Consider the following 15,882-nt stretch of genomic DNA (forward strand, 5'->3'; position numbering starts at 1 on the left):
GCCCCTCATGCTTAATACTTCCATCCCGATCGTTCCATTCCGCCGGTCGGGACCCGAAAGCACGGTGATCCTCCCTTGACCGACGGCCCGTTGATCCGCCCGGAGTCCCGGTACGGCCGCCAACCGACAGCGCGGCGGTCCCGGCGCTGGCTCGTGATCGCGCTGGCAGTGCTGGTGGTGACGCTCGGCGGCATCGCGGCGGTGATCGGGTTCCAGCGGATCAACAGCACCGACGTCGACGGCGAGATGGTGGCGTACCGGTTGATCGACGAGCAGACCGTGGAAGTGACCTTCAACGTCACCCGGTCCGACCCGTCGCAGGCGGCGGTGTGCATCATTCGGGGCCGCTCTCGTGATGGCAGCGAGACGGGTCGCCGCGAGCTGCTGGTGGAACCGTCAGATCAAGCAACGGTGCAGGTCAGCGGGTTGGTGAAGACCAGCCTTCCTCCCGCGGTGGGGGACGTCTACGGCTGCGGCACCAATGTGCCCGGCTACCTGGTGGCGCCCTAGCCGACGGCATCCACACAACCAACGCCGTCCGGCGAAATCGTGAAAATCGGCTGGCCCGCCGGTGGTATGCTCGCTTGATACACGGTTCCTGCTGGGACCGTGTATTGCGTCTATAGCGCGTGTAACCGCGGCTGTGAGATGTCAATACACGCGGCTACCACACCCTCGGCAGCCTCCCGGCATACAGCGACCGTCACGAGACTGACCAACGCGGATATCGCGGACCAACACAGATGACAGGAGCGCGAGATGACTGATACCCAGGTGACCTGGCTGACCCAAGAGTCCTATGACCGGCTCAAAGCCGAGTTGGACCAGTTGATCGCCAACCGTCCCGTCATCGCCGCCGAGATCAACGACCGTCGCGAAGAGGGCGACCTGCGCGAGAACGGCGGCTACCACGCGGCGCGTGAGCAGCAGGGCCAGGAAGAGGCCCGCATCCGTCAGCTGCAGGAGCTGCTGAACAACGCCAAGGTCGGCGAGGCCCCCAAGCAGTCCGGTGTCGCGCTGCCCGGTTCGGTGGTCAAGGTCTACTACGACGGTGACGAATCCGACACCGAGACCTTCCTGATCGGCACACGGGAGCAGGCCGTCAACGACGGCAAGCTCGAGGTGTACTCCCCCAACTCACCGCTCGGTGGCGCGCTGATCGACGCCAAGGTCGGCGAGACCCGCACCTACACGGTGCCCAATGGCAACACCGTCAAGGTGACACTGGTCAGCGCCGAGCCGTACCACGCCTGAGCTGTTCCGAGGACGGCGCGGATCCCTCCGGGGATCCGCGCCGTTCTGCTAGGCCAGGGCCTGCTCCAGGTCGCCGATCAGATCGCCGATCTCTTCGATCCCCACGGACAGCCGCACCAGATCCGCGGGTACCTCCAGCTGCGAACCGGCGGTGGAGGCGTGCGTCATCGCACCCGGATGCTCGATCAGTGATTCCACCCCGCCCAGCGACTCGGCGAGGATGAAGATCTCGGTCCTCGCGCACAGTTCCCGGGCCGCCTCGATTCCTCCGGCCATCCGCACCGACACCATGCCGCCGAATCCGCTCATCTGCCGGGCCGCGACCTCGTGGTTGGGATGCCCGGGCAGGCCCGGGTAGAGCACCGAACTGACGGCCGGATGGCCGGCCAGGAACTCGGCGACCGCGGCACCGTTCTCGCTGTGCCGCTGCATCCGCAGTGCCAGCGTCTTCAGGCCCCGCATGATCAGGTAGGCGTCGAAGGGACCGGGGACCGCTCCGGCGCCGTTCTGCAGGAATGCGAACGCGGTGTCGAGCTCCTCGTCGTCGGTCACCAACGCTCCGCCCACCACATCGGAGTGCCCGCCGATGTACTTGGTGGTGGAGTGCAGCACGATATCGGCGCCCAGCCTCAGCGGCTGCTGCAGCGCAGGCGAGGCAAAGGTGTTGTCCACCAACACTTTTGCTTTGAATTCGCGGGCCACTTCGGCGATCCCGGCGATATCGGCGATCGTCAGCAGCGGATTGGTGGGTGTCTCCACCCAGATCAGTGCGGTCTTGTCGGTGCAGGCAGCGCGGACGGCCGCGAGGTCACCGAGCGCGACCGGCGTGTGGCTGATCCCCCAGTGGGTGAACACCTTGTCGATCAACCGGAAGGTGCCGCCGTAGGCGTCATCGGGGATGACGATGTGATCTCCCGGGCGGAGAACGGCGCGCAGCACGCAGTCGGTGGCGGCCATGCCGGAGCTGAAGGCCCGCCCGAAGGTGCCGTCCTCGACGGCGGCCAGCGACGCTTCCAGCGCCTGGCGGGTGGGATTTCCGGTGCGGGCATATTCGAATCCGCCACGCAGCCCGCCCACGCCGTCCTGGGCGAACGTCGAACTCGCATAGATGGGCGCGTTGACGGCCCCGGTGGCGGGGTCGGGGCGGTATCCGGCGTGGATGGCCTTGGTGGCCAGTCCCTGCCAGCGGTGGGCGTCGGCCTTGCTGCGCTGCTCGCTCATTTCAGCCAGCGTAATGAACGCAGCAAGGCCGCCGTGGATCAGGGTTTGGGTTGGGTGGGCACGCAGACGGTCGTCATGATCTTGTCGGCGATCGTCTGGCGTTTGGCGTCCCACAGCGGGAACAGGTAGCCGATGTAGCAGATCAGACCGTCGATGATGTGCGCCAGCTGCCGCACGATCGAGAGCCCGAAACCGATTGGCTGCCAGGTCTTCTCGCTCACCACCTTGAATTTCATCACGGACTTGCCGATGGTCGAGCCGGTGGTGCCCTGCCGGTAGCCGTAATTCCAGATCACGAACACAAAGGCCGCGAGACCGACCACGAGTGTCAGGACCAGGCCGAAGGCCGACGGAGTGGAGGTGCAGTAGGCGCTGTACCCGTCAACGGTGTCGGTGGTGCATTCGTTCTCCCCAGTTGCCACGGCGATGCCCTGGGCGATGCCCACCGGGATACCGACGATCAGGCTGTCGATGAGCCAGGCCAGCACCCGGGTGAACCACGGGGTGTACGCGTCCTTGGGCAGGACCTGCGGGAAGCCGGCCTGCGGGGCATAGGCCCCGGGTGGCGGCGGCACATACCCTCCGCCGGACGGGGGCGGCGGAGGGTAATTCCCAGGCGGTGGCGGCGGGTAATTGCCGGGCGGCGGGTAATTGCCGGGCGGAGGCGGCGGGTACTCGGTCATCATCGCTCCTTGGTATGGACGGTGCGGTTGCGGCCCGCGCGGATGCACGGGTCGGGTTGTCGAGGATCTAGAGGGGCAGACAGACCGTGGTCATGATCTTGTCCGCCAGGGTCTGGCGCTTGTTGTCCCACAGCGGGAACAGATAGCCGATACCGCAGATCAGCGAATCGACCAGATGCGCCAGCTGCCGAACCAGTGAAAGCCCGAAACCCAGTGGCTGCCCGGTCTTTTCGCTGACGACCTTGAACTTCATGATCGACTTGCCGATGCTCGAGCCGGTGGTGCCCTGCCGGTAGCCGTAATTCCACAACACGTAGGCCAACCCCATCAGACCGGCCAGTGTCACCGCTGTCTGCCCGATGGTGGAGGCGCCGCACACCTGGTTGTTGTAGGACTCGCCGAGGATCTCGCCCAACCCGGTGTCGGAGAAGTCAACGCACTCTTGGGTTCCCATCAACACGCCCCAACCGATGGCGATGATGACCAGATACGGGATGTAGTCGATCAGGAAGGCGAGCACCCGGGTGATCCACGGGGTGTACGCCGACGTCGGGAGCGGGCCGATACCGCTACCGGGGAACGGCGGGAACCCGTAACCCGGGGGCGGCGGGTACGCCCCCGGCGGCGGATATCCGGGAGGGAAACTGCCCGGCGGCGGGAATCCGCCACTGGATGACGGAGGCGGATGGTTGCCGGGCGGCGGGCCTGGCGGTTGTTCGGTCATGACGCCTTCCAGTCACGGGTACCGCTAGCTGCATTCGAGCGGCCTTACAGTACCCGAGGAGTGCCCATGACAGCGCGGCAAAATGCAAACTTCATCGCGCTGACATTCAGCGCAACCGTTATGAATTCACGGTGGCTGGGAAGGGTGCCGCCATTCTTTGCCACAGCCCTGTTGACCACTGCCGCCAACCGGGCTTTCCCGGTGTGGGCGGCTATCGGCGCGCCGACCCGTCGGAGAGGTATCCCAGCAGGTCACTGCGGGTCAGTACGCCGACGGGTTTGCCGTCTTCGACCACCATGACGGCATCGAATTCACGCAGGTCTTTGGCGGCTGCGCTCACCAATTCGCCGGCGCCCACCAATGGCAAAGCCGGGCTCATGTGCTGGGCGACCGCGTCGGCCAATTTGGCGCGGCCTTCGAATACCGCGGACAGCAGCTCGCGTTCAGAAACACTGCCCGCCACTTCGCCTGCCATCACCGGTGGCTCGGCGCCGACCACCGGCATCTGCGAAACGCCGTATTCGCGCAGAATTCCGATGGCGTCACGCACCGTTTCCGACGGATGGGTGTGCACCAGATCCGGCAGTGCGCCGGACTTGCCGCGCAGTAGATCACCGACGGTCACCTCTTCGGTGGAACCGTCGAGGCGGCTGCGCAGGAAGCCATAGGACGACATCCAGTTGTCGTTGAAGATCTTCGACATGTAGCCGCGGCCCCCGTCGGGCAGCAACACGACGACCAGCGAATCCGGGCCGGCCTGTTTGGCCACCTCGATGGCGGCCACCACGGCCATACCGCAGGAACCGCCGACGAGCATGGCTTCTTCGCGCGCCAGCCGGCGCGTCATGTCGAACGAGTCGGCGTCGGAGACGGCGATGATCTGATCCGGAATCGAGGGGTCGTAGGCGCTGGGCCAGAAGTCCTCTCCGACGCCCTCCACCAGGTAGGGGCGGCCCGTGCCGCCGGAGTACACCGATCCCTCCGGGTCGGCGCCGACGACCTTGACGGCTCCGTCGGAAACCTCTTTGAGGTAGCGGCCGGCTCCGGTGATGGTGCCACCTGTGCCGACACCCGCGACGAAGTGGGTGACCTTACCGTCGGTGTCCGCCCAGATCTCCGGACCTGTTGTCTCGTAATGACTCTCGGGGCCGTGCGGATTGGAGTACTGGTCTGGCTTCCAGGCGCCCTCGATTTCCTCGACGAGGCGGTTGGACACGCTGTAGTACGACGCGGGATCGTCGGGTGCCACCGCCGTGGGGCAGACGACCACTTCGGCGCCGTAGGCGCGCAGCACGTTGCGTTTGTCCTCGCTGACCTTGTCGGGGCAGACGAACACACACTTGTAGCCCCGCTGCTGTGCCACCAGCGCCAAGCCGACGCCGGTGTTTCCGGAGGTGGGTTCGACGATGGTGCCACCGGGTTTGAGCAGACCCTCGGCCTCAGCGGCGTCGATCATCTTGACCGCGATGCGGTCCTTGGAACTGCCGCCGGGGTTGAGGTACTCGATCTTGGCCACCACGGTCCCGGCGCCCTCGGGAACCACCGAGGTCAACTGGACCAGCGGGGTGTTGCCGATGAGTTCACTGATGTGCCGCGCGATCCGCATACCTACATCTTTGCCTACCCCGGCGAGGTGGTTACCCGGTGGCCTCGCGGATGTACTCCCCGATCTGGCGCAGCGACCGCTTGGCCTCGGGGACAATGGGCGCGAACAGCTGGAAATCGTGCACCTGGCCTCGCCAGACCCGCACCTCGGTCGGCACGCCCGCGGCGGCCAGCCGGCGCGCCGCCAGCCGGGCGTCGTGCAACAGCACCTCCGACCCGGACACGTGAATGAGCGTGTTGGGCAGGCCTGGCTCGATGTGGTCGAGGGGTTCGTAGACCTGTTCGGGTTCGCCGTCGACGATGTGCCTGGCGGCAGCGCGGGCCACGAGGCTGACCAACGCGTCGAACGCCTTCGGCGGGAACATCGCATCGGTTCTGATGTTCGGGTGCGCCTGTTTGGGCTCCTTGGCCAGCTGCAGCAGCGGGGAGATCGCCACCAGCGCGGCGGGCTTCTCCCCCTCGGCCTGCAGCCGCTGTGACAGCGCCATCGCCAGATAGCCGCCCGCGGAGTCACCGGCCAGCACGATCTGGTCGGGTCCGTAGCCGCGTAGCCGCAGCCAGGCGTAGGCGTCTCGGCAGTCGTCGACGGCCTGCCCGATGGTGTGTTTGGGGATCATCCGGTAGTTGACCACCAGCACGGGCGCATCGGCGGCGTGCGAGAGCGTGGTGACGATGCGGTTGTGGGAGTTCACGCCGCAGGTCAGAAACGCCCCGCCGTGCATGTAGAGCACGATGCGGCGCTTGCCGTCGGCCGGCAACACCCCCGGTGCACGGACCAGCTGGGCGTCGGCGTTGGGCAGGCCGATGGTGGCCCGCACCGTCCCGGCCTGTGGCAGCAGGGCGCGCGAGGCGAAATCGACCAGGCCCCACGGCCACGGCAGGTTGGGGACATAACTGGCCACGGCGAGTGTGGGTCTGACCGTCATGCGACAGGTCAGCGACACGAGGCGGGCTCGAATACTCGGTCCGGTCTCGATCACCTCGACGGGCGCGCCGTCGCTGACCGGGAACTTCCGGTGCCTGCGGACGGCCGGGGCGCCGACGGTGGCGCGCGGTGCGCCAGCGACTTTGCTGGGTGCAGTCATTTCAAACACTCCCCTACGTCGTTGTAGCGGCCTGTCAGCGCCGTGCTCCCGGGGGGCGATGGGACTGCCCTGTAGCCGGGCTATTTAGCTTGGCATCTCTATCGCTTATAACGTTGTAAGAGGCTGTTTTGATACCGCTGTTGGTATCAGACCGTGATTCTCCGGTCTCGTGGCGGTCATGTTCGCGTTGCTTTCGCACCTAAACTGTCGCTCGTGGGTACACGCGTCTCGCGTCGGTCAGCCCTCGCGGTTGCCGCGTTGGTGGGTTCGACCGGGGCTGTCAGTGTGGTCGGCGCCCGCAATTTCCTCAGCGGTCAGGCCGTCCGGGCGCGGGAGGTCATCCCGAAATCGTGGGATGTCCCGCCGCGGGCCGACGGGGTGTACACCCGCGGTGGCGGGCCGGTCGAGCGCTGGCAACGCGATGTCCCCTTCGACATCCACCTGATGATCTTCGGCGACTCGACGGCCACCGGCTACGGCTGCAAGAACGCCGACGAGGTGCCCGGCGTGCTGATCGCCCGCGGTTTGGCCGAACACTCGGGTAAGCGAATCCGGTTGAGCACCAAGGCAATTGTGGGCGCCACCTCGAAAGGCCTGTCCGGCCAGGTGGATGCGATGTTCGTGGCGGGCCCGCCCCCGGATGCCGCCGTGATCATGATCGGCGCCAACGACATCACCGCCGTCAACGGCATCGCCGCCTCGGCCCGTCGTCTCGGGGACGCCGTCAAGCGACTCCGCGCCAGCGGTGCGGTGGTGGTCGTGGGTACCTGCCCGGACTTCGGCGTCGTCACCGCGATCCCGCAGCCGCTGCGGTTCGTCACCCGCACCCTCGGGCTGCGCCTCGCGCGGCGGCAGGCCGCGGCGGTCCGCGCCGCCGGCGGGCTGCCGGTCCCGTTCGCCGACCTGGTCTCGCCGGAGTTCTACCAGGCCCCCGAGGTGCTGTTCTCCGAAGACCACTTCCACCCGTCCGCCGCGGGCTATGACCTCGCGGCCCAGCAGCTGTTACCGGGGTTGTGCTACGCGCTCGGCGAGTGGAGCGGCGAACTGCCGTGGGAGTCGCGCGGCGCCGAGAACCGCTCGCTTATCACGCGACTGCGGATGCTGGCCAGGTCGTGGCCGCGCCGCACCACCGGGGTGCCCGCACCCGTCATGGCCACAGCGGCTAGCGTTTGAGGCAACCAAGCACTTGTTCAAGTCGAGAAGGAGGCACCCATGCCTGAAGCCGTCATCGTCGCCACCGCACGGTCACCGATCGGCCGGGCGGTCAAAGGATCCCTGGCCTCCATCCGAACCGATGACCTGGCCGCCCAGATGGTGCGCGCGGTGTTGGACAAGGTGCCTGCCCTCGACCCCAAGGACATCGACGACCTGATCATGGGCTGCGCTCAGCCCGCCGGTGAGGCCGGCTACAACATCGGCCGGGCCGTGGCCGTCGAGCTGGGATACGACTTCCTGCCCGGCACCACGGTCAACCGGTACTGCTCATCGTCGTTGCAGACCACGCGGATGGCGTTCCATGCCATCAAGGCCGGCGAGGGTGACGTGTTCATCTCCGCGGGCGTGGAGGCGGTGTCGCGCTTCGGGATCGGTGCCGCCGACGGCGCTCCCAACAGCAAGAACCCGTTCTTCGACGAGGCGCAGGAGCGCACCGCCGAGCAGGCCGCAGGCGCCGACGAGTGGCACGACCCGCGCGCCGACGGCTTGGTACCGGACGTCTACATCGCGATGGGGCAGACCGCCGAGAACGTCGCCAACTTCACCGGCATCAGCCGCGAGGATCAGGACCACTGGGGTGTGCGGTCGCAGAACCGTGCCGAGGAGGCCATCAAGAACGGCTTCTTCGAGCGTGAGATCTCGCCCGTGACGCTGCCCGACGGCACCGTCGTCTCCACCGATGACGGCCCCCGGGCCGGCACCACGTACGAGAAGATCAGCCAGCTCAAGCCGGTGTTCCGGCCGAATGGCACCATCACCGCCGGCAACGCCTGCCCGCTGAACGACGGCGCGGCGGCACTGGTGATCATGAGCGATGTCAGGGCCAAGGAGCTGGGCCTGACACCGCTGGCGCGGGTGGTGTCGACCGGGGTGTCCGGGCTGTCGCCGGAGATTATGGGCCTGGGCCCCATCGAGGCCGTCAAGAAGGCACTGGGCAACGCGAAGTTGTCGCTGTCCGATATCGACCTCTACGAGATCAACGAGGCGTTCGCCGTGCAGGTGCTGGGCTCGGCCCGCGAGCTCGGGATGGACGAGGACAAGCTGAACGTCTCCGGCGGCGCCATCGCGCTGGGCCACCCGTTCGGCATGACCGGCGCCCGCATCACCGCGACGCTGCTGAACAACCTCTCGACCTACGACAAGACCTTCGGCCTGGAGACCATGTGCGTCGGCGGCGGGCAGGGCATGGCGATGGTCCTGGAGCGCCTCTCCTAACTCGTTCCCGCCGAGACTGCCGGGAGTGCGGGATGTCGACAAAAGCCGCACTGTCAGCAGTCTCGGCGGCAATACAACGCAATACAAAAGGCCCGGTCCCTTTCGGGACCGGGCCTCTTTAGGTCTGGAGCTAGTCGTTCTGGAAGTAGCTCAGCAGACGCAGGATCTCGATGTACAGCCACACCAGGGTGACGGTCAGGCCGAGGGCGACGCCCCAGGCGGCCTTCTCCGGCGCACCGGCGCGGATCATCTGGTCAGCGGCATCGAAGTCGAGCAGGAAGCTGAACGCCGCCAGCCCGATGCACACCAGCGAGAAGATGATGGCGATCGGACCGCCGTCACGCAGCGGGCCGGCACCGTCGGTGAACATCGCGAACACGAAGTTGCCCAGCGCCAGGACGAGGACGCCGATCATGCCGGCGACGAGCATCCGGGTGAACTTCGGGGTGACGCGGATGGCGCCGGTCTTGTAGACCACCAACATGCCGAAGAACACGCCGAAGGTGCCGAGCACCGCCTGCGAGATCAGCGCGCCTGCGCTGGCGCCCTGGATGTTGAAGGTCAGCAGGAACGACACCGCACCGAGGAACAGGCCCTCGAGCGCCGCGTAGCTGAGCACGATGGCCGGGTTGTCCTGCTTGCGGCCGAAGGTGGCGATCAGCACCAGAACCAGACCGCCGAGACCGCCCACCAGGGTGAACGGCATGGCGAGACCGGGGTTGGAGCCCACCATGAAATACGAAACAGCAGCGACGGCGGACAGCAGGACCAGCGTGATGCCGGTCTTGGTAACCACGTCGTCGATGGTCAGAGGCCGCGAGACACCGGTCTGCGGCGGGGTGGAGTACTGCTGCTCAAAGCCCTGATGTACCTGGGCCGTCGCGGCGCCGGCAGCACCGGAGCCAAATGTCGCGTACCCGCCCTGCTGCTTGGGCAGCGAGCGGAATACCGGGTTGCTGGATTCCCGCACCGTCGATTCCTTTCCTGTGAGGTCCCTGGAAGTCTTACACGAACACTGGCTCAACGAACAGAAACCTGCCATCGGTTCCCGTCTTCAAGGTCAATTCTCAGTGTTTTCTCGGTGATGAGGCTACCTGTGGGAGCCGTTCCGAGGTGCCGGGCCACGGGTTACTAGGATGTCCTACCATTGCACCGTGACCGACGAGATCCTCACCCGAATCGACGGCGGCGTCGGGTTCGTGACGCTGAACCGGCCGAAGGCCATCAACTCGCTGAACCAGAACATGGTCTCCCGCCTCACCGAGGTCCTGACCGCCTGGGCTGCCGATGACGCCATCGCGACGGTGGTGCTCGACGGTGCGGGCGAGCGTGGCTTGTGCGCCGGCGGCGACGTGGTGGCACTGCGGCGCAGCGCCCTCGAGGACGGCGCCGAGGCCCGCAGGTTCTGGTACGACGAGTACCGGCTCAACGGGCTGATCGGCCGCTACCCCAAGCCCTACGTGGCGTTGATGGACGGCATCGTGATGGGCGGCGGGGTCGGGCTCAGTGTGCACGGCAGCGTCCGCGTGGTCACCGACACCACCAAGCTGGCCATGCCGGAGGTCGGCATCGGCTTCATTCCCGACGTCGGCGGCACCTACGTGCTGGCGCAGACCCCGGGCGGGCTCGGCCTCTACGCCGCGTTGACGGGTTCGACGTTCACCGGGGCGGACGCGATCGAACTCGGTTTCGCCGACCATTTCGTTCCGCATGACAAGCTGACCGAGTTCAGCAGCGCCATCGCCACCGACGGTATCGACGCCGCACTCAGCCGGTACACCGTGCAGCCTCCGGCCAGCAACCTTGCCGCGCAACGGGATTGGATCGACGAGTGCTTCGGCACCGCCAAGGATCCCAAGCCGCTGCTCGAGATCGTGGCCGGTCTGCGCGGCCATGACGCCGGGCCGGCCAACGCCGCCGCCGACGTCATCGCCGGGCGCTCCCCCGTCTCGGTGGCCGTCACCCGCGAAGCCATCCGCCGGGCCGCCGATCACGAGACGCTGGAGGAGGCGCTGATCCAGGAGTACCGCGTCTCGTGCGCGTCGCTGCGCAGCCACGATTTCGCCGAGGGCATCCGCGCCCAGCTGGTCGACAAGGACCGCGACCCCAAGTGGTCACCGTCGTCCTTCGCGGCTGTCACCGACGCCGACATCGACGCCTACTTCCAGCCCGTCGATCCCGACCTGAGTTTCTAGGAGAACCATGTCCAGCTTCGAGACCATCCTCGTCGAGCGCGATGACCGCGTCGCCACCATCACCTTGAACCGGCCCAAGGCGCTCAACGCGCTCAACAGTCAGGTGATGGCCGAAGTCACCACCGCCGCAGCCGAACTCGACAACGACCCCGGTGTCGGCGCCATCATCGTGACCGGCAACGAGAAGGCCTTCGCCGCCGGCGCGGACATCAAGGAGATGGCCGACAAGTCGTTCGGCGAGATGTTCGGTTCCGACTTCTTCGCCGGCTGGGGCGCATTCGCCGCGGTCCGCACCCCGACCATCGCGGCGGTGGCCGGGTACGCCCTGGGCGGGGGCTGCGAGCTGGCGATGATGTGCGACATCCTGATCGCCGCCGACACCGCGAAATTCGGTCAGCCGGAAATCAAACTCGGCGTCCTGCCCGGAATGGGCGGTAGCCAGCGCCTCACCCGCGCGATCGGCAAGGCCAAGGCCATGGACCTGATCCTCACCGGCCGCACCATCGGCGCCGAGGAAGCCGACCGCGCCGGGCTGGTGTCACGGGTGGTGCCGGCCGCCGAGCTGCTCACCGAGGCCAAGGCCGTCGCGACCACCGTCTCCCAGATGTCGCTGCCCGCAGCCCGGATGGCCAAAGAGGCCGTCAACCGATCCTTCGAGGTCACCCTGGCCGAAGGCATCCTGTACGAGCGGCGGCTGTTCCACTCGGCGTTCGCCACCGACGATCAGACCGAAGGTATGAACGCGTTCACCGAGAAACGCGCTGCAAACTTCACGCACCGCTAAAGTGCATGCGTGACAGTCACGGCCGCGGCTGAAGAACCCCAGGCAGAACAGGCCACCCCACCCGCTCGGGCGCCCTGGTGGGTGCGGCACTACACCTTCGTCGGCACGGCCGGCGGCCTGCTCATGATCTGGCTGTCGCTCACCCCGTCGCTACTGCCCCGCGGTCCGCTGTTCCAGGGCATCGTGAGCGGTGCGTGCGGCGCGATCGGTTACGGCCTCGGAGTTTTCACGGTCTGGCTGGTGCGGTTCATGCGCTCCAAGGAAACCAGTCCGCCGGCTCCCCGGTGGGCATGGCTGACCCTTGTCGTGGTGGGCGTCATCGGCCAGATCCTGATGATCATCTGGTTCCACCATTGGCAGGACGACGTGCGCGACCTGATGGGGGTGCCGCGGCTGGACCGGCTCGATCATCCTCTGACGGCGGTCATCGGCATCGTGGTGCTGTTCCTGTTCGTCGAGCTCGGCCAGCTGGTCGGCAGGCTGGTGCGGTTCCTGGTCCGCCAGCTGGATCGTGTTGCGCCGCCGCGGGTTTCGGCTACGGTCGTGGTGCTGCTGTTGGTGGCGCTGACCATCGCGCTCCTGAACGGTATCGTCGTCCGGTTCGCCATGAGCACGCTGAACAATTCGTTCGAAGCCGTGAACAACGAAGAGAGCCCGGACAACCCGGCTCCCGCCACCACATTGCGTTCGGGTGGGCCCGAGTCCCTGGTCAGCTGGTCGTCACTGGGCCACCAGGGCCGCAATTTCGTCGGCAGCGGCCCGACCGTCGCGCAGCTCAGCGAGTTCAACGGGGCACCCGCCACCGAACCGATCCGGGCGTATGCGGGGCTGAACTCCGCCAACGGCATCTACGCCACCGCCGAGCTGGCGGCCCGCGAATTGCAGCGCACCGGCGGCCTGGACCGGGCCGTCGTCGCGGTGGCCACCACCACCGGCACCGGGTGGATCAACGAGGCCGAGGCCGACGCCTTGGAGTACATGTACAACGGCGACACCGCGATCGTGTCGATGCAGTACTCGTTCCTGCCGAGCTGGCTGTCGTTCCTGGTCGACAAGGAGAATGCGCGCCAAGCCGGGCAGGCGCTGTTCGAGGCCGTCGACGGGCTGATCCGGGAGATGCCGGAGGCGCAGCGGCCCAAGCTGGTGGTGTTCGGCGAGAGTCTCGGTTCCTTCGGCGGCGAGGCGCCGTTCCTGAGCCTCAACAACATCATCGCCCGCACCGATGGTGCGTTGTTCTCCGGTCCGACGTTCAACAACACCATGTGGACCGAGCTGACCCGCACCCGCGACCCGGGGTCACCCGAGTGGCTACCGATCTACGACAACGGCGAAAACGTCCGGTTCGCCGCACGCCCCGAGGATCTGAACCGTCCCGATCAGGCGTGGGCCACACCGCGCGTGGTGTACCTCCAGCACGCCTCCGATCCGATCGCCTGGTGGAATCCGGATCTGCTGTTCTCCGAACCGGATTGGCTCAAGGAGCGCCGCGGTTACGACGTGCTGTCGAGCGTGCACTGGATCCCGGTGGTGACGTTCCTGCAGGTGTCGGCGGATATGGCCGTGGCCGTCGATGTGCCCGACGGGCATGGCCACCGTTACGTGCAGAGTGTGGTCGACGGCTGGGCGGCGGTGCTGCAGCCTCCGGGCTGGAGTGAGGAGAAGACCGCACGGCTGCGGCCGATGATGCACTCGGACGAATAGCCCGCTACGTCAGTTTGTCCAGCACCCCGGCCGCGGCCAACGCCTGGTAGCCGCCCACCACATCGGTGGCGCGGTGCAAACCGAGGTCATGCAGAGCTGCGGCGGCGAGGCTCGAGGTGTAGCCCTCCGAGCAGAGGATCAACCACTCCACATCGTCACCGGTGGCTTCCGGGATCTTCGCATCGCTGGTGGGATCGCAGCGCCATTCGAGGTAGTTGCGTTCGATCACCAGGGCCGCCGGAACCTCGCCTTCGCGGGCGCGCAATGCCGCCGGACGGATGTCGACCAGCAGCGCTCCCCGGTCCACGGCTTCGGGCACGTCGGCGGCTTCGATCCGGTTCAGCCGCGCGCGGGCGGTCTCGAGGAGGGTGTCTACGCGGCTGGTCATTCCTTCTCCGGGTGATCGGTGAGTTCGGTGCGCTTGCGGCGCAGCGTACTCCGGTCGGTCACCTCGTAGTAGGACATGGCGGTCAGCGGCGGTGAGTAGGCGTGCACCGACAGTGTGGGCTCACTGATCGTGACGGGAGTGCTGGGCGCCCACACCACATCGTGCACCCAGCCGAGCGGGAAAGCGGCCTGGTCGCCGGCCTCGATCCGACGACGACGCAGTTGGCCTCCGTCCCAACGGAATTCGTCCAGCGCGCCGGACAACAGGGTGAGCGCACCGAGCGAGCCGCCATGATCGTGCAGCTCGGTGGCGTGGCCGCGCACCCAGCTGATCAGCCACACGTCCAGTTCGTCGTCACCGTGCACGCGGGTGAACCAGCGCCGGTCCGTCGGGACCCCGCCCGGCGGCAACAGGTGGTTGTAACGCCCTTCGAGGACGTCGTTGGCGGTGCGGTCGGTGGCATGCAGCAGATCCGGCAGACGCAGGCGGGTGGGTCCGGAGACGGACGGGATATCAGAGACGTGCAGGGGTGACGGCGCGACGACGGTCATGGGAATGAAGCTCCAGGAGACGGCAGCGGATGGGGGTTGGGGTGGCTCAACGAGCCCGACAACACTCCCGGAATCCGATGCGCTTCATCACGTCGGACAGTGTTGCATAGATTGGTCGGCATGTGCAGCCACGTGCTTGCGGCCATCGGGGCCGGCGCGGTCATCCTGGCGGTCGCCGGGTGCTCGGGAGACGAACGGGGCGACGAGTCTGCGCCGGCCACGTCGAGCCCCACCACGACCTCGGATCTGCCGCCGTTGCCGGCCGAGCCCACCCCGCCGGAGGCCGTCGGGGTGTCCCCCGGCGGGGTCACCACCAAGGTGGATGTTCCGGCCGACGCCACGGAATCGCAGTACGGGCAGGCGTGCCGAGCAGCCAAGCTGTGGATGGAGGGTCAGCAAGGCGACCCGCAAACTCTGGCCGAGGCCTACCTCAAGGTGCTGCAGGCTCCGGGCGCCGTCGGTCCCGGCACGTTCGACACCACATGGGCACAGCTGACACCCGCCCAGCAGGCCGGCGTGGTGATGGCCGTCAACGGTGCCGCCAACGACGAGTGCGGGTGATCGGCGAGTTCCAATCACGCTGAGCGGAAGCCCGCTCAACGACCCGTCAGATCGCCTTCGATGTACCGCTGCAAGGTGGGCGCCAGTGCGTCGACCGCCTCGGCTTCGCTCATCGACGCCACCGGTTCGATCTTCCACACGAACCGCATCAGCGCGAAGCCCATCAGCTGCGAGGCGATGAGTCCGCTGCGGACCAGTCGGTCGCGCTCGTCGGCGCCGAGCTGGGACACCCCCATCAAGCTGCGCTCCACCACGAGCCGCAGCTTTTCGCGGGTGCGGGGTTCGTGTGCCGCGGTCTGCAGCACCGCCCGCAGCGACGGGCCGATCTCGTCGTCGGCCCAGTTGGCCAGCAGCACTTCGACCAGAGCGCGGCCCAGTTCGGGCTGTGGGACCGTCCAGGTGGCTGCGACCCGCTCGAGGAATCGCGGTTCCGGTGCGGTGGCTGCGTCGAGCAGGGCCTCTTTGGAGCCGAAGTAGTGGTAGACCAGCGCCGGGTCGACGTCGGCGGCCCGCGCCACCGAGCGGATGGTGGTGCCGGCCCAGCCCGTTTCGGCGAAAGCGTCCCGCGCGGCCCGCAGGATGCGTGCCGCCAACACCCCTCGCTCGTCCCTGGGGCCGGGTGTTGCCGGCTTCTTCGCCATGGCTGTCATGGTAACCGCGAGTTTCCCGTTGCGTTGAGACTAGTTTCAACGTAGCGTGA

17 protein-coding genes are annotated in these 15,882 nt (G+C 67.1%); 8 read left to right on the plus strand and 9 right to left on the minus strand.

The genetic code is table 11. The features are described from left to right. The first annotated feature begins 75 nt into the window (after positions 1 to 75). Together NL241_RS27765 and greA are read left to right on the plus strand one after the other, a co-directional pair. Positions 76 to 510, plus strand: coding sequence for a DUF4307 domain-containing protein (locus NL241_RS27765; RefSeq protein ID WP_494395611.1), 435 nt, complete (start codon positions 76 to 78; stop codon positions 508 to 510). A gap of 249 nt (positions 511 to 759) precedes the next feature. Beyond that, positions 760 to 1,254, plus strand: coding sequence for a transcription elongation factor GreA (greA, locus tag NL241_RS27770; protein WP_487692853.1), 495 nt, complete (start codon positions 760 to 762; stop codon positions 1,252 to 1,254). Between the two features lie 48 nt (positions 1,255 to 1,302). On the opposite strand, the gene NL241_RS27775 is transcribed toward greA, so the two are convergent. From NL241_RS27775 to NL241_RS27795, 5 genes are all read right to left on the minus strand, one after another. Continuing rightward, positions 1,303 to 2,475 carry a cystathionine gamma-synthase gene (locus NL241_RS27775; protein WP_494395612.1) on the minus strand — a complete coding sequence of 391 codons (1,173 nt, stop codon included), beginning with the start codon at positions 2,473 to 2,475 and terminating at the stop codon, positions 1,303 to 1,305. A 38-nt stretch (positions 2,476 to 2,513) separates the two neighbouring features. Then, entirely contained in the window at positions 2,514 to 3,158 is a 645-nt protein-coding gene (locus NL241_RS27780; protein WP_494395613.1) for an Rv1078 family RDD domain-containing protein, read from the minus strand. 67 nt (positions 3,159 to 3,225) lie between these two features. Further along, positions 3,226 to 3,882 carry an Rv1078 family RDD domain-containing protein gene (locus NL241_RS27785; protein WP_494395614.1) on the minus strand — a complete coding sequence of 219 codons (657 nt, stop codon included), beginning with the start codon at positions 3,880 to 3,882 and terminating at the stop codon, positions 3,226 to 3,228. Positions 3,883 to 4,093: 211 nt separating this feature from the next. Further along, positions 4,094 to 5,488, minus strand: coding sequence for a cystathionine beta-synthase (locus NL241_RS27790; protein WP_487692849.1), 1,395 nt, complete (start codon positions 5,486 to 5,488; stop codon positions 4,094 to 4,096). Between the two features lie 31 nt (positions 5,489 to 5,519). Next, on the minus strand, positions 5,520 to 6,572 hold the full coding sequence (locus NL241_RS27795) for an alpha/beta hydrolase fold domain-containing protein (protein WP_487692848.1): 1,053 nt from the start codon (positions 6,570 to 6,572) through the stop codon (positions 5,520 to 5,522). A 213-nt stretch (positions 6,573 to 6,785) separates the two neighbouring features. Here NL241_RS27795 and NL241_RS27800 point away from each other — a divergent pair, with 213 nt between their 5' ends. Both NL241_RS27800 and NL241_RS27805 read left to right on the plus strand, forming a co-directional pair. Continuing rightward, on the plus strand, positions 6,786 to 7,745 hold the full coding sequence (locus tag NL241_RS27800; protein ID WP_487692847.1) for an SGNH/GDSL hydrolase family protein: 960 nt from the start codon (positions 6,786 to 6,788) through the stop codon (positions 7,743 to 7,745). Between the two features lie 39 nt (positions 7,746 to 7,784). Next, a complete protein-coding gene (locus tag NL241_RS27805; protein WP_494395615.1) occupies positions 7,785 to 9,002 on the plus strand; it encodes an acetyl-CoA C-acetyltransferase in 1,218 nt (405 codons plus the stop codon). A gap of 130 nt (positions 9,003 to 9,132) precedes the next feature. Here NL241_RS27805 and NL241_RS27810 read toward each other — a convergent pair whose 3' ends face one another. Further along, on the minus strand, positions 9,133 to 9,972 hold the full coding sequence (locus NL241_RS27810; protein WP_487692845.1) for a Bax inhibitor-1/YccA family protein: 840 nt from the start codon (positions 9,970 to 9,972) through the stop codon (positions 9,133 to 9,135). A gap of 166 nt (positions 9,973 to 10,138) precedes the next feature. Here NL241_RS27810 and NL241_RS27815 point away from each other — a divergent pair, with 166 nt between their 5' ends. Genes NL241_RS27815 through NL241_RS27825 form a run of 3 tightly spaced genes read left to right on the plus strand, consistent with a single transcriptional unit; the run spans position 10,139 to position 13,682 of the window. Beyond that, positions 10,139 to 11,197, plus strand: a complete 1,059-nt coding sequence (locus tag NL241_RS27815; RefSeq protein ID WP_494395616.1) for an enoyl-CoA hydratase/isomerase family protein — start codon at positions 10,139 to 10,141, stop codon at positions 11,195 to 11,197. 7 nt (positions 11,198 to 11,204) lie between these two features. Next, positions 11,205 to 11,981: an enoyl-CoA hydratase gene (locus tag NL241_RS27820; RefSeq protein WP_487692843.1), complete on the plus strand. Its 777-nt coding sequence runs from the start codon at positions 11,205 to 11,207 to the stop codon at positions 11,979 to 11,981. 9 nt (positions 11,982 to 11,990) lie between these two features. Beyond that, complete coding sequence (locus NL241_RS27825; protein WP_494395617.1) at positions 11,991 to 13,682, plus strand: alpha/beta hydrolase; 1,692 nt, start codon at positions 11,991 to 11,993, stop codon at positions 13,680 to 13,682. A 4-nt stretch (positions 13,683 to 13,686) separates the two neighbouring features. Here the strand turns inward: NL241_RS27825 and NL241_RS27830 are convergent, their stop codons facing one another. Beyond that, positions 13,687 to 14,070, minus strand: a complete 384-nt coding sequence (locus tag NL241_RS27830) for a rhodanese-like domain-containing protein (RefSeq protein WP_487692841.1) — start codon at positions 14,068 to 14,070, stop codon at positions 13,687 to 13,689. After that, the gene (locus NL241_RS27835) at positions 14,067 to 14,621 is read right to left on the minus strand and encodes a cysteine dioxygenase (protein ID WP_487692840.1); all 555 of its coding nucleotides are present in this window, start codon (positions 14,619 to 14,621) and stop codon (positions 14,067 to 14,069) included. The genes NL241_RS27830 and NL241_RS27835 overlap by 4 nt, the downstream gene beginning before the upstream one ends. 120 nt (positions 14,622 to 14,741) lie before the next feature. Here NL241_RS27835 and NL241_RS27840 point away from each other — a divergent pair, with 120 nt between their 5' ends. Next, positions 14,742 to 15,182 carry a lipoprotein LpqV gene (locus tag NL241_RS27840; protein WP_487692839.1) on the plus strand — a complete coding sequence of 147 codons (441 nt, stop codon included), beginning with the start codon at positions 14,742 to 14,744 and terminating at the stop codon, positions 15,180 to 15,182. A gap of 35 nt (positions 15,183 to 15,217) precedes the next feature. Here the strand turns inward: NL241_RS27840 and NL241_RS27845 are convergent, their stop codons facing one another. Further along, positions 15,218 to 15,823, minus strand: coding sequence for a TetR/AcrR family transcriptional regulator (locus NL241_RS27845; protein WP_487692838.1), 606 nt, complete (start codon positions 15,821 to 15,823; stop codon positions 15,218 to 15,220). Positions 15,824 to 15,882: the final 59 nt, after the last annotated feature.

The sequence above is a fragment of the Mycolicibacterium sp. SMGY-1XX genome, assembly GCF_059132455.1.